General features: G+C 54.9%; 10 protein-coding genes, 2 tRNA genes and 1 pseudogene. 8 read left to right on the top strand and 5 right to left on the bottom strand.

The window, feature by feature from the left end; all coding sequences use genetic code 11:
• Positions 1–348 precede the first annotated feature (348 nt).
• The gene (locus A7E78_RS06180) at positions 349–2,409 is read left to right on the top strand and encodes a sensor domain-containing diguanylate cyclase (protein ID WP_072283417.1); all 2,061 of its coding nucleotides are present in this window, start codon (positions 349–351) and stop codon (positions 2,407–2,409) included.
• A 44-nt stretch (positions 2,410–2,453) separates the two neighbouring features.
• Here A7E78_RS06180 and A7E78_RS06175 read toward each other — a convergent pair whose 3' ends face one another.
• Positions 2,454–2,792, bottom strand: coding sequence for a cob(I)yrinic acid a,c-diamide adenosyltransferase (locus A7E78_RS06175; RefSeq protein WP_072283416.1), 339 nt, complete (start codon positions 2,790–2,792; stop codon positions 2,454–2,456).
• Positions 2,793–3,065: 273 nt separating this feature from the next.
• Positions 3,066–4,379: an L-lactate MFS transporter gene (locus A7E78_RS06170; RefSeq protein WP_072283415.1), complete on the bottom strand. Its 1,314-nt coding sequence runs from the start codon at positions 4,377–4,379 to the stop codon at positions 3,066–3,068.
• A 357-nt stretch (positions 4,380–4,736) separates the two neighbouring features.
• Here A7E78_RS06170 and A7E78_RS15030 point away from each other — a divergent pair, with 357 nt between their 5' ends.
• Both A7E78_RS15030 and A7E78_RS06165 read left to right on the top strand, forming a co-directional pair.
• On the top strand, positions 4,737–4,904 hold the full coding sequence (locus tag A7E78_RS15030) for a hypothetical protein (protein WP_158516080.1): 168 nt from the start codon (positions 4,737–4,739) through the stop codon (positions 4,902–4,904).
• A 152-nt stretch (positions 4,905–5,056) separates the two neighbouring features.
• Positions 5,057–6,021: pseudogene (locus tag A7E78_RS06165) on the top strand (IS30 family transposase).
• Positions 6,022–6,209: 188 nt separating this feature from the next.
• On the opposite strand, the gene A7E78_RS06160 reads toward A7E78_RS06165, so the two are convergent.
• From A7E78_RS06160 to A7E78_RS06150, 3 genes are all read right to left on the bottom strand, one after another.
• Positions 6,210–6,285: transfer RNA gene (locus A7E78_RS06160), tRNA-Ala, on the bottom strand.
• A gap of 127 nt (positions 6,286–6,412) precedes the next feature.
• Positions 6,413–6,775, bottom strand: coding sequence for a cupin domain-containing protein (locus A7E78_RS06155; RefSeq protein ID WP_072283414.1), 363 nt, complete (start codon positions 6,773–6,775; stop codon positions 6,413–6,415).
• 194 nt (positions 6,776–6,969) lie between these two features.
• The gene (locus A7E78_RS06150) at positions 6,970–7,428 is read right to left on the bottom strand and encodes a chemotaxis protein CheW (protein WP_072283413.1); all 459 of its coding nucleotides are present in this window, start codon (positions 7,426–7,428) and stop codon (positions 6,970–6,972) included.
• Positions 7,429–7,786: 358 nt separating this feature from the next.
• Here A7E78_RS06150 and A7E78_RS06145 point away from each other — a divergent pair.
• From A7E78_RS06145 to cdaA, 5 genes are all read left to right on the top strand, one after another.
• A tRNA-Met gene (locus tag A7E78_RS06145) sits at positions 7,787–7,863 on the top strand.
• A gap of 72 nt (positions 7,864–7,935) precedes the next feature.
• Positions 7,936–9,306 carry a tRNA lysidine(34) synthetase TilS gene (gene tilS, locus A7E78_RS06140; RefSeq protein WP_072283412.1) on the top strand — a complete coding sequence of 457 codons (1,371 nt, stop codon included), beginning with the start codon at positions 7,936–7,938 and terminating at the stop codon, positions 9,304–9,306.
• A gap of 123 nt (positions 9,307–9,429) precedes the next feature.
• Complete coding sequence (gene ftsH, locus A7E78_RS06135) at positions 9,430–11,277, top strand: ATP-dependent zinc metalloprotease FtsH (RefSeq protein WP_072283411.1); 1,848 nt, start codon at positions 9,430–9,432, stop codon at positions 11,275–11,277.
• Positions 11,278–12,471: a dihydropteroate synthase gene (gene folP, locus A7E78_RS06130; RefSeq protein WP_235606809.1), complete on the top strand. Its 1,194-nt coding sequence runs from the start codon at positions 11,278–11,280 to the stop codon at positions 12,469–12,471.
• A gap of 53 nt (positions 12,472–12,524) precedes the next feature.
• On the top strand, positions 12,525–13,313 hold the full coding sequence (gene cdaA / locus A7E78_RS06125; protein ID WP_072283410.1) for a diadenylate cyclase CdaA: 789 nt from the start codon (positions 12,525–12,527) through the stop codon (positions 13,311–13,313).
• The last annotated feature ends 47 nt before the right edge of the window (positions 13,314–13,360 follow it).

Below are 13,360 nucleotides of genomic sequence, written 5' to 3'. Positions count from 1 at the left end.
ACCGCTCTTTGCCGGTGGATTCGGCTGGCGGGTCTGAAAACGCATGGACTGTAATTCCATGTTTGTAAAGCAGGACAGTTTACAAGGTGGAAAAATGGCGGAAATGAGCGGAAAATCGGCACCCTCCGCCGCTGCTGAGGTTCTGTAATGGTATAGGAGCTGCCGATTGGCTGTCCAGTTATACTTTGCTTAATATGGAAACTTGTCCTTCGCCATCCGCTGTTTTTGCTCCGCACAGCCAGAATCGTATACGGCCGGAAAAAAGTGGTCGCAGGATAAACGCTTATGCTATCCTCGCCAGGGAAAAGGGAGGCATTGCCGCCTCCCAACAGGCTTTCGAGGTCCGGAATGAGCGACATAAAATCTTTTTCTGTGCGTTGGTATCACAGCCTCCTGTTTCGCACTCCTCTGGTGTTTGTCTTTCTGCTGGCCGTTCTGGTCATCAGTCTGACCCTCATCATGGAGCGGATCGGCCGGCCGCGCATGGAGGAACAGTCCTTTGGCCTGGTCAACCAGATCGGCAACACCATGGTGGCGCAACTCGGCGAACGGATCGCGGTCGCCGAAACCCTGGCGCGGGCCATGGCCACCACGTCAGCCGATCTTCCCCTGAAGGTCGAGGATCACATGCGGTTCATCCCCCGCCTCATGGAGCAACTGGGACCATCTTCCTATATCATAGGTGGCGGGGTATGGTACGAACCCTACGCCTTCGCTCAGCGCCTGGAACGGCGCAGCTTCTTCTGGGGCCGCAATGCTTCCGGTACCCTCGAGTTTATTGCGGATTATAACGATCCGCGCGGGGTCGGCTACCATCACGAGGAATGGTACGTACCCGGCCGTTTCCTGCCGCCAAACAAGGTCTTCTGGTCCAGATCCTACATGGACCCGCACACCTACGTACCGATGGTCACCTGTACCGTGCCCATTTACCGCAAGGATCGCTTTGTCGGAGTGGTGACTGTCGACCTCAAGCTGGAAGGGATGGAGGCCTTCTTTGAAGGCGAAGCCACCAAAATGGGTGGTTATGCCTTTGCGGTGGACCGCAACGGCACCTTTCTCTCCTTTCCGGAGGTACCACTCACCCAGAACCGCTACCGGGACAAGTTAGGCCACCAGCACATCGAATACATTCAGGCCGCGGAGCTGGCCGAAAGTAATCCGGTTTTTCAGCCTATTGCTGCGGCTCTGCAGGAGGCCTCCACATCTCTACTGGACAGGGCTAGACAATCAGAACAATATGACCGAACCATAGCCGAACGCATGGCGCAGGACAGCGATCAGGTATCTGCCATTGAGGCGGAACAGATCGCCGCCGTGCTGCAGGACCCTTGGCCCGACGGCCAAGACGAAGACATTCTGCTGAAGCATTTTACCACCAAAGGCGATCTACTGCTGAGCGAACCGTGCTCCATCGCCATCTTTCATGTGCCGAGCACCTACTGGAAGATTGTCACTGTAACCCCAATCAGCCACGCCATCTCGGCTGCCACGGCCATCTATCGTGCTCTGCTGCTGACCCTGATCCTAGGGGTTTCGGGGGCGGTCATCGGTGCCTTTCTGACCTTTAACCGCATTCTCATGCAACCGCTGGCGAGAATCACTCAGCAGCTGAAATCGGCCGTGGATATCAACGCCGAAGAAATGCTGTGCCTCGATTTCAATCGCCCGGATGAATTCGGCGCCTTCGCCTATTGGTTCAATCGCCGCACTCGCAAACTGGCCGATGCCCTGGAGCAGTTGCGCATCGTGCGGAGCGATCTGGAGGGACGCGTGGCGGACCGCACCGATAAGCTGGAGCAGGCCAACATCAAACTGGAACTTGAGGTGCAGCATCGCCGACGTGCCCAGCATTATCTGCGTCGCCAGGCCTTGCTCGATCCGCTAACGAATATCGCCAACCGCCGCAGCTTCGACGCTTCACTGACCGCGGTCTGGCGCCACGCCGGCAAGAGCGAATCCTGTTTGGCCCTCCTCCTGGTGGATATCGACCTTTTCGAACAATTCAACCACACCTACGGCTACCAGGCCGGTGACCAGATCCTGAAAAACATCGCCCAGACCCTGGTCGATTCCGCCCAGGCCTGGGATGCCCACCACATCGCCCGTTTCAGCGGCGAGCAGTTCGCCATTATCCTGCGTGATACGGATCAGGCCGAGGCCATCGAACTGGCTGAACAGGTCCGTCGGCAGGTGCAGAGTCTGGCCATCCCCCACATCGGCGAAGGCGCTTCGGGTACGGTCACCGTCAGCATCGGGGTGACCAGTACGAGGCCGGACAGCACAATGGCAATGGAAGAATTCGTCGCCAGCGCCGGGCAAGCACTGTATCGGGCCAAGAAAGAGGGACGCAACCGAGTTGCCGGCGACGTTACAGGTGCCATCGGCCAGAACGCATCCCACACCTGACCCCCACCTCAGAATTCAACCCCTTTCTGGGCCATACGGCCCTGTTACAGGCAGTGCTTGATGCAACGCATTTCCGTCACTGTGTCGGCCAGGGTTATTAGCCCGAAAGGGACATCTCTTCCGGTCAGTACGATGCGCATAGCTTCCGGGGCCTGTTCCAGCAGGGCTACCACCTCCTGTTCATCTACCAGGCCGGCAGCAATGGCGCCGCAGATCTCATCCATGACCAGCAGATCATAATGGCTGGCCCCGATTGCCTCGCGAACCAGATCCAGAGCCTCCTGCGCGGCCCGTACATGGGCGGGAAAGCTGGGATTGTCCCGACGCTGGGGGACAAAGCCAAGCCCCCGGCGGCTGAATTCTACGCCCGGAAGTTTCGACAATAAGGAAAGGATAAATGTTCGCGCGGGATGTGGGTAGCGGTGGGGTAGGAGGCTGTTTAAAAGGCCAGTCACTATCCGGGTATCACATTGGAGATGAAGTTTTTCCGATTTCGACAAAACCGTTCTTAAAACAAAAGGGCCGCCAGCCAGAGGCTGGGCGGCCCTTGTCGTCCGGGTGTCCCGTCCTGAAATAAGTTTACAGCTAGGAGGCTTAATGCCGGGTTGACTTGGAATACGGTTGTTGCACGCGTGACATTCCGATTCTGGATATCGTTATGAGGATTCAGCGGGCGCTATCTGGGTCACCGTTACATGCGCGTCACAGGGCCGTTTGAGCATCAGTGCAAGCACCACGGATACGATCAAAAGAACGCCGGAGATGTAAAACGCCAGGTCAAGGCTTCCAGTTTGATCCTGGATGATGCCGCCCAGTTTGGGCATGAAAGCCCCCAAGCCCCAGCCGATAAAAACCAAGCCGTAGTTGATGCCAAGGTTCTTGGGACCGAAAAAGTCAGCAACAAAAGAGGGCATCAGGGAGAGCAAACCACCGTACTGCCAGAACCCGATACCGACGGCCAGAAAGAGCAGAACGATGCTCTTAGAAGCGATGATCATCGGCAGGGAAAAGATGCACAGGGCTGATAGCCCGCAGTTGAGGGCATATGCACGCATGCGGCCCCATTTGTCTGAATAGATCCCAGTGCACGGACGCCCGGCAGCATTGACGATACCGCCGTAGGCCGCCAGAATCCATGCATTGGTGACAAAGAAGGGAATCTCTTTACCTACTTTACTGAGCAGACCGGCAGCATTTCCGATGATGAGCAGACCGGATTGGGTGGCCAGGATAAACATGATGACTAGTACGTAAAACTGCCAGGTTTTGACAATTTGGGATGGTGCCCAGTTTTCTTTCGTGGCAGTGGCATTGGTGGCCTGAGTGGCGGGCGATGCTGGCGGTGTATAACCGACCGGCGGTGTTTTCAGTAGCTGTCCTGCGATGATCACCACCAAGGCAAAGAATACACCCAAGGCGAAAAAGCTGCCGGATATACCGTAATTGTTGATCAGGTATCGGGCCAGCGGCGCAATATAGATGGCCGCGCCACCGTATCCCATGACCACCAAGCCGGCCACGAAGCCGCGCTTATGCGGGCCGAACCATTTCAAAGCCGCAGGTGTGGGGGAAGCATAACCGATCCCCATACCGAGACCGCCCATGAATCCGAAACCGATGATCAGGCCGGTGTAACTCTTCATCAGGCCGGCGATAATACAACCCGCCGCCATGCACAGACCGCCGATGGTGGCACCGGCTTTGGGGCCCAGTTTGTCTTGGATTTTACCTCCGGGAATCATGCACAACATGAACATGACGATGCAGAGGGAAAACGGCGTGGCTGCCTGGGAATTTGTCAGATAGGTCCAGCCTGCATTGATGCCGGACATGGTCTGGCCGGCCAGGTCCATATTCACGAGGGATTTTTTCCAAATACTCCAGGCATATAAAATACCAAGACACAGGTTAATAGCCGTACCGGCAAAAACTGTGATCCATGCTTGTATCGGTTCTTTTCCTTGATTCATGGTCTCTTCCTCATCACAAAAAGGTTTTTATAAAAAGGTCCGATATAAAGCCACCCCATGCTGCTATCAGAGGCAGTAAGTGATGCATCGCGGTACCTTTTATGACTGCTAATCCAAGCGGTTTAAAATTCAGGGCGAGGGCGCTCATGAAGTTGTCACCCTTCCACTAGCTAGTTAGGTTATTACAGCAAAATACTCGATGGCCGCCAATCGCTGGAAATGGGGAAAATGACCCCCCGAATAGGGGGATTGTGGGGGGGGCGATTCTTTTTGTAAAACAAGGTTATAATGTCGTGGCCTTCCCCTGAGATTGTGGACAGTCCGAAAAGCAGCTACAACAGCACAAGGAGGATTGGCATGGTTTCGAAGAGAAGACGTTATATCCGTGTTAAGATCGAGATATTATGTTTGATCACCGACAGCGATCAGTACGTGTCCGAGGTCATCATGGGCAACGTTCTTTCAGCCGGACAGGGTCAAAGCCCCGCCTGGCAGGCTTTCATGCTGGTCGGTCTCCCTGTTTAGGCCAGGGCGGTGACTGTCAATATGGTTTGCGGTTCCGACCTGGAGGCGGTGACCTGGATTTAATTCGTAAGTGCATCTTTGTACGGTTGGTTTAAGTGAGCAAGCTACGGTAGCATCTGTGCCACCTAGACTGGCCGGTCAAAGGAGCACAGATGAGACGCTACTCGCAGCTTGCACAAGATCAAGGATGCCAGATTTACGCTCTCAAGAAAGCAGGATATACGCAATCCAAAATTACCGAAGTGCTCAGAGTACACAAGGCAACAATTAGCCGTGAACTCAAGCGCAACCGCGGGCAACGGGGCTACTGCCCCAAGCAGGCCATCAACGGGCCCAGAAACGACACTGTGAAAAGTCTCGCAAGCGAATCACGGTTGAAGCCTAGTCCTTGATCGAAAGTCATCTTCGGTTCGACTGGAGCCCCGAACAGATTTCTGGCTGGTTGCGCAGAACCGATCGCCCATCGGTGAACCATGAACGAATCTACCAATACGTTCTGGCGGATAAGAGTAATGGAGGCGATCTGTACAAGCAGTTTCGTTGTCAAAAGCAACGCAATAAGCGTTATGGCGCCAGAGATCGTCGCGGCCAGCTACCTGATCGGCGATGCATCAAGACCCGGCCTGTCATTGTAGGTGACCGTTCTCGTCTGGGCGATTGGGAACTCGATATGGTTATCGGCAAGGGGTACAAACAGGCCATTGTTTCTCTGACGGACCGCAAAGCTCGTCTGGCCCTCATTGCCAAAGCGGAACAGAAAACCGCTTCCCAGGTGGCAACAACGATCATTCGATTACTCAGTCCCCATGTCGATCGGGTTCATAGGCTGACCTCGGACAACGGCAAGAAGTTTGCTCAACATAAAGATATTGCTGAGGCCCTAATAGCCGATTTTTACTTTGCCCGCACCTATGCATCATGGGAGCGCGGGAGCAACGAAGACATGAACGGCCTGATTCGCCAGTATTTTCCCAAGGACTGTGACTTGAGAGCGGTCACTGACGAAGAGATTCAGTTTGCGATGGAGCGGCTGAATAATCGACCAAGAAAGTGCCTTGGTTATCGAACCCCGAACGAGGTATTCTTCAGCAAGGAATCCGTTTCACTTGCTAGTTGAATCCGCCTGATTGGTTCCGGCACTCTAAATTCATATTCAACTTCATTGCCCGAAAAGGCCCCTGATCGTCAGGTTTGGGTAGGAATGATCGTGTGGGCTGAATCTTTAAGGTGTGGGAGAGGATAGGGAGAGAGGCGTGGGAAAAGAAAAAGGACTTACAGCTTAGTGCCGTAAGTCCTTGATTTCTTTGGTGGAGCTAGGCGGGATCGAACCGCCGACCTCTTGAATGCCATTCAAGCGCTCTCCCAGCTGAGCTATAGCCCCGTCGTTGCGAGGTCCACTTTATAGCAAAGGGGTGGCAGAACTGTCAACGACTTTTTTCGCCCTTTTGACGAATCTTTGGCTGCTGTTGACTTATTAGGGCCAGCGAGGCATTCGTGGCATGTGACAATCAGATCTGTTTCGCCGGTTGACTGGTGCGAAACAGAGTTAACAGCATCTTGAAGCGTTGGACAGCGTCTAATTGGTGCGGTATGCCGCCCGGCATGAGAATCAGTTGGCCGGTCTGGACGATAACCGATTTGCCGCCGATGGTGATCTCGGCCTGGCCGTCGAGGATCTGCACATAAGCATTGAAGGGAGAGGTGTGTTCCGAAAGGCCCTGTCCCTGGTCAAAGCTGAAAACGGTCAGGGTGCCGACCTCGTCTTGTTGCAGGGTACGACTGACCACGGACCCTTCCTGGTAGTCGATCATGGCAGCTAGTTCAGTGGGAGTGGCGGCGGGCATGTTGGGCTCTTGCTTTTTTGTGCTCATGGCAATCTCCATAAAGAAGTTTGATGGCGTAGCCATCCTGTAAGTTTAAGGGCAAGGTTATGGATAGAATGCCTTACGTCCTGCTTGACAGGGTTGAGCTTGGTCAATAAACGGGTTGTTTTGCTGTGTTTTTAAAAAAAGAGCCCCGCCGAAAAGGGCAGGGCTCTTTTAAAATCAGTTCTGTGACGTGTCCACTAGATTTCCAGAAGTTTTTCGGCGTCAAGCAGGACTTTGACCGACTCGCCCATTTTGCCGATGCCGCGGATGTACCGGCTCGATTGACTTTGAGAGGTCGCTGGCGGCGGTTCCACCTGAGTCGCAGGAATGTCGACCACTTCGTTGACTCGATCGACGACCAGGCCGATGTCCTGTTCGTTGACATTCACCACTATAACGCACGTGCGCTCATCGTATTCCCGGGGAGCCAGATTAAAGCGGGCTCGCACATCCATCACTGGAATCACCTTGCCGCGCAGGTTGATGACGCCTTTGATGAAGTGTGCCATGTCGGGCACCGCAGTGATTTTCTGGATGCCGATAATTTCGGTGACGTGGCAAATTTCGATGCCGTAATCTTCGTCAGCCAGGCGAAAAGTTAAATATTTATCTTTTTGGGTGTCTTCCAAATTAACTTGCAGAGACTCTTCACTCATGGTGCCTCCTGGAGATGCGTATTATGGGTGTAACGGGTAGTTGTTGCCGAGTGGTCAAATGATAGCCGTTGGGGCAGCACCTCTCTTATATTCTAAAGAATAAGGGTTTATGAGATTACGCAGGTGAGTGTTAGCGGTAAATTATCTGCTTTCGTTTTATGGGATGTCAAGGGTTTTTAACTATTGAAGCCTGGTATGAAATGTCGAGAATGCCAGTCCTGAGGGTGATTCAGGGGATTAGAATGCCGTTGGCGGCAGGTTGAAAAAAGACTGCTTGTTTCTGCTTGACAAGGTAATTGGCTTAGGTTATAAAGTGAGCCTTCCCGCAAGGGGAGGATGGATTTTTCCTCGTAAACAAGGCGGTGTAGCTCAGTTGGTTAGAGCATGCGGCTCATATCCGCAGTGTCCGGAGTTCGAATCTCTGCACCGCCACCATTTTTATAAACAAAACCCCCTCCGGTTCACGGTGGGGGTTTTGTCGTTTGCGCTTTCCGGAATGGTCGTACGATGAATGCTATAAAAATTTTGCAGCAGGGCCTGCACGATTTCTGGGTTCGTCATTCTTTGCCCAAGGAGGTCGGGGTTCTCATTGCCCTGTCCGGCGGCGGCGACTCTGTGGCCTTGTTGCATCTACTGTTGCAGTTGGCGCCGTTCTTTTCTCTGCGGATTCAAGCGGCGCATCTTGATCATGGTATTCGTGCCGAGAGTGGCAGGGATGTTGATTTTGTTCAACAGCTCTGCAGTGAGTGGCAGGTACCTCTGACGGTCGAGCGCCTTGATTTGCCGAAGCTGGCCCGTGAGCGAGGCCAGGGGCTGGAAGAGGCCGGACATGAATTGCGTCGGGAGTTTCTGCAACGCACTGCGGATGCTCTGGGCTGTGATTATATCGCCCTCGGACATCATCGGGGCGACCAGGCGGAAACCTTGCTGATGCGTCTGGTGCGGGGCAGTGGTTTGACGGGACTCGCCGCCATGCGGCCCCTCAATGATCGCCTTATTCGTCCTTTGCTCACCTTCTCCCGGAAGCAGGTCGAGGATTATCTGGAAGCCATCGGTCAGGCTTATCTGCAGGATGCCAGCAACGAGGATCTCTACTATACACGCAATCGTATTCGCCACAGGGTGCTGCCGGAGTTGACAGAGCTTAATCCGCGACTTGGAGAAAATCTGGTCGCTTTGACGCAGCGTATATCTTCGGAAGAAGATTTCTGGCAGCAGGAGGTCAAGGAAACTCTGGGTGCCGTTCGAACCATGGACGATAGAGGGTTATGGCTCAACCGACCTGCCTTGCTGGATCTGCACCCCGCCTTGCGGGCGCGGGTTCTGCGGCAGGCTTTGCAGGAAGTGCGTGGCGATCTGCGCGGTATCGGTGCGATACACGTTGAAGCCATGGAAAAGCTGCTTGAGGGGACTAAGCCTCAGGCAGAAGCGCATCTGCCCGGGGCTTGGGCAGGGCGTCGTTACGAGCGTCTTTGGTTGCGGCCCATCCCGCCGATAATGGCGGCTCCCTTCACTATTGAGGTGCGTGGTCCGGGTGAGGTGCTTTTGCCGGACGGGCGGCGGATGGTATTCAGTATAGAGGCGGCACCGCAGGGCGAAACCCCTGTAGTGGTGGAGTTTCCGGCGCAGTTGGTACCCTTCCCCTTGACAGTGCGTTCCTTCCGTCCCGGAGACCGTTTTCACCCCGATGGGGCTCCCGGCAGTCGCAAGCTCAAAAAATTTTTTATCGATGCCAAAATAGATCGCGAGACGCGCGCTGCAGTACCTCTTTTAGAGGGCCGTCAGATTCTTTGGCTGGCAGGGCTGGCCCGTTGTCAGCAGTGGGCCTGCGTAGAGGGGGAGGGCCCGGTACTGAGAGTGGTTGTTCAGGCTTGTTGAGTGCTCAGATGCCCCTTGTACATTGGGTCCTGGTATGATAAATTTCGGTAGTGTTTAAGCGGTCCTAGGCCATGCCGTACGGCTGCGTGCAGTCGTCGTTATAACGAAATTTTAGGGGGAATTGTGAACCAGCTTCATAAAAACCTGGCGCTCTGGTTAGTCATTCTGTTGGTTATGATCATGTTGTACAACATCATGGCCAACCGCCAGCAACAACAGCCGACCTTGGCTTATAGTGAATTTTTGATTGCAGTTGAGGCCGGCGATGTTCGCAGCGTGACCTTGCAGGGGCAGAATATCGAAGGGGTGTATCAGGATGAACGCACCTTTATTTCCTTTGCTCCGAACGATCCCAACCTGGTTCAGGAATTGCGCTCCAAAGGAGTGGTCATCGAGGCCAAGGCCGAAGAAGATGGCAGCTTCTGGATGACCATGCTGGTGTCCTGGGGCCCGATTCTGCTGCTGATCGGGGTGTGGATTTTCTTCATCCGTCAGATGCAGTCCGGTGGCGGCAAGGCGATGAGCTTTGGCAAAAGTCGGGCTAAACTCATGTCCGATACCGGCGCACAGGTGACCTTCAAGGACGTGGCAGGTGTCGATGAAGCCAAGGACGAACTGGAAGAAATCGTCTCTTATCTTCGGGACCCCAAGAAGTTTTCCCGTCTTGGTGGCCGGATTCCGAAGGGGGTGCTGCTGGTCGGGCCTCCCGGTACCGGTAAGACTCTGTTGGCCCGGGCTATTGCCGGGGAAGCCGATGTGCCGTTCTTTACGATCTCCGGGTCCGATTTTGTCGAGATGTTCGTTGGTGTCGGTGCCAGCCGCGTTAGGGACCTGTTTATGCAGGGCAAGAAAAATGCTCCCTGCATCATCTTTATCGACGAGATCGATGCGGTCGGTCGTCACCGTGGTGCCGGTCTCGGCGGCGGACATGACGAGCGGGAACAAACCCTCAATCAGCTCTTGGTGGAGATGGACGGTTTCGAGTCCAACGAGGGGGTGATCCTGATCTCGGCCACCAACCGCCCCGACGTTCTCGATCCGGCCCTGTTGCGTCCTGGCCGCTTCGATCGCCAGGTTGTGGTCCCCCGTCCGGATATCAAAGGGCGTTCCAAGATTCTCAAGGTGCATGCCCGTAAGGTTCCCCTTTCCCCCGATGTGGATATGGATGTGGTGGCCAAGGGAACACCCGGCTTCTCCGGCGCCGACCTGGCCAACTTGATCAATGAAGCCGCTCTGCTTGCAGCCCGGGCGAACAAGGAGCAGGTCGAGATGGACGATCTTGAATCGGCCAAGGACAAGGTGATGATGGGGGCTGAGCGCCGTTCCATGGTTATCACCGAAAAAGAAAAGAATGTTACCGCCTATCATGAGGCGGGTCATGCGGTGGTGGCCTTTTATCTGCCGGATGCCGATCCGGTGCATAAGGTGACCATCATACCCCGCGGCCGGGCTCTTGGCGTAACCATGTATTTGCCCTCCGAAGAAAAGTACAACGAGTCCCGCACCGGCCTGGAAACCATTATCTGTACCTTGCTCGGAGGCCGGGTGGCTGAAGAGATCGTATTCGGCGAAATTACCAGCGGCGCCAGTAACGACATCGAGCGAGTGACCGGCATCGCCCGTAAAATGGTCTGCGAGTGGGGCATGAGCGACAAGGTCGGTCCGCTGGCTTATGGGGAAAAAGAGGGTGAGGTTTTCCTGGGCCGTGATCTCGGCCATATGAAAAATTACAGCGAAGCAACGGCTGTGGAGATCGATGGGGAAATTCGCCGCATCGTCCAGGAAAATTACGAACGAACCCGGCAGATTCTGTCTGATAATAAAGACAGTCTGACCCGCCTGGCTGAAGCCTTGCTCGAGAAAGAAACCCTGGACGCCTCTGAGGTACGCTACCTGGTAACCGGAGAGCAGGAAGAAGTCGTCGCCGTCGACAGTCAGCCGGACGTCGACAGTCTGTCTCCCGAGGTCTAATTGGCCGCTGTCGTTCGATTGTTTTCGCCAACCGGTGTCGACGAACTGTCTCGCCGTTTGCAGGATGCCGGGTTTTCTGTTGCAGATGTCAGGTTTGAACTGGCCGGTGTCTTTCCCCGGCTGGTGGTTATTGCGGACCTGCCAGCGGCCGAAGCGGCCTTGCTGGCGGAAGCCTTGAAAAGCTTGGGAGGTATCAGTTTTGTACAATCCCGATCGGCTTCCACAAGTCGATGCCGTCTTGCATTGATCGCTCAGACTTCGGATTTAATGGCTCTGGCCCGGACCGAGCAAATGGCGCCGTCGCTGGCCGTTGAGTTGGTTCGTCAGTTGGATGAAGAACGGCCCATGCCCACTCAGTTGGTCGGCCGCCACTGCACCCTGTCTCTGGATCGACCACGGATTATGGGGGTTTTGAATGTCACCCCTGATTCCTTCTATGCGGGTAGCCGCCAGGTTGCCCTGGACGATGCCTTGCGCCAAGGGGTCCGTTTAGCAGGCGAAGGAGCGGACCTTATAGATATCGGCGGTGAAAGCACCCGCCCCGGCGCCGCCGCTGTCGACGTTGACGAAGAGCTGGAACGAGTGGTGCCGGTTATCGAACGGCTGTCCCGTGAAGTTGATTGCCCTCTGTCTGTGGACACCAACAAGAGTCAGGTGGCTGCCGCCGCGGTGGCTGCCGGTGCCGAATTCGTCAACGACATCAGCGGCTTGCAGTTCGACCCCCGGATGGCGGAAACGGTAGCCCAGAGCGGTGCCGGGCTCTTTCTGATGCATACCCGGGGACGTCCCCGGTCGATGCAGCAGGATACGCGCTATGATGACCTTCTCGGCGAAATAGTTGGTTATTTAAGGGCTTCCGTCGCTCAGGCCGTTACTGCCGGCATCAGCGAAAACCGTTTGGCCATTGACCCCGGCATCGGCTTCGGCAAGAGTTTTGAAGGCAATCTCGAAATTCTCCACCGCTTGAAAGAGCTGCACTGTCTCGGCCGCCCTTTGTTGCTTGGTACCTCGAGAAAAAGTTTTATCGGTAAGGTTCTTGGGGTGGACAACCCCGCTGACCGGTTAGCCGGTACGCTGGCCACCATTTCCCTCGGAGTGGCTTCCGGGGCCCAAATCTTTCGCGTACACGACGTGAAACCAGCCAGGGAAGCGGCCTTGATGGCCTGGGCGATCTGTCGTGAGCAGATGCCATAATCATATATAACAATTATTGAGTCGTCTGCGCTAAGGTCGCGGGCAGAGGTGTTATGGGCGGAGTTGTCGACTATTTAAAAGATTTCAGATGGCTTCTCGATACCCTCGATGTTGGCCTGGTCGCCTTTATCATCTACCGGATCATGCTGCTGATCAAAGGCACCCGGGCGGTGCAGATGTTGTTCGGCCTGGCGGTTATCCTCAGTGTTTATGTCGGTTCCCAATTGACCGGTCTCTATACCCTGCACTGGATTCTGGATAATTTTCTCTCCTCGATCATTCTGGTCATTGTTGTCCTGTTTCAGGAGGACATCCGTCGTGCTCTGATCCATGTCGGCGCCAACCCCTTCTTTGCCGATTTATCCTACCGGGAAGAAACCGCGGTCATGTCCGAATTGGTCAAGGCCTGCGTCAATATGGCCAACAAGCGTATCGGTGCACTGATCGTTATCGAACGGGAGACGGGCATCAAGGATTTTTTGGAGGTTGGCGTGGAGATCGATGCCAAGGTGGCAAGCGATCTGATCACTTCCATTTTTCTGCCTTATTCCCCGATCCACGATGGTGCACTGGTGATTCAGCAGGGTCGACTGAAGAGGGCTGGTTGTTTTTTACCTCTGTCGCAGAATCCTGATATCAGCAAGACTTTCGGGACCCGTCATCGTGCGGCCATCGGTTTGACCGAACTGGTCGATGCCGTAGCCATCGTGGTGTCGGAGGAAACCGGCAAGATTTCCGTGGTGGTCGGCGGTCGTATTACCCGTGACCTTGACTCCACCGCTCTGACTCGGGTGCTCAAGCGACTGTTGGAGCCGCGAGGGAGTAAGAAAAAGGCCAAGTAGTTTCTGTTCGGAAGTTCCGGATGGACACTGTGCAGTTTTCATATGGG

It is taken from the genome of Syntrophotalea acetylenivorans, from assembly GCF_001887775.1.
GTDB lineage: Bacteria > Desulfobacterota > Desulfuromonadia > Desulfuromonadales > Syntrophotaleaceae > Syntrophotalea_A > Syntrophotalea_A acetylenivorans.
This window is presented reverse-complemented; position numbering and strand designations above follow the sequence as displayed.

Excerpts from the sequence above, each read along its gene's own strand:
- cdaA (WP_072283410.1), top strand. The coding sequence starts at position 12,525 with ATGGGCGGAGTTGTCGACTATTTAAAAGATTTCAGATGGCTTCTCGAT.
- A7E78_RS06180 (WP_072283417.1), top strand. The coding sequence starts at position 349 with ATGAGCGACATAAAATCTTTTTCTGTGCGTTGGTATCACAGCCTCCTG.
- A7E78_RS06150 (WP_072283413.1), bottom strand. The coding sequence starts at position 7,428 with ATGAGTGAAGAGTCTCTGCAAGTTAATTTGGAAGACACCCAAAAAGAT.
- tilS (WP_072283412.1), top strand. The coding sequence starts at position 7,936 with ATGAATGCTATAAAAATTTTGCAGCAGGGCCTGCACGATTTCTGGGTT.
- A7E78_RS06170 (WP_072283415.1), bottom strand. The coding sequence starts at position 4,379 with ATGAATCAAGGAAAAGAACCGATACAAGCATGGATCACAGTTTTTGCC.
- A7E78_RS06155 (WP_072283414.1), bottom strand. The coding sequence starts at position 6,775 with ATGAGCACAAAAAAGCAAGAGCCCAACATGCCCGCCGCCACTCCCACT.
- A7E78_RS15030 (WP_158516080.1), top strand. The coding sequence starts at position 4,737 with ATGGTTTCGAAGAGAAGACGTTATATCCGTGTTAAGATCGAGATATTA.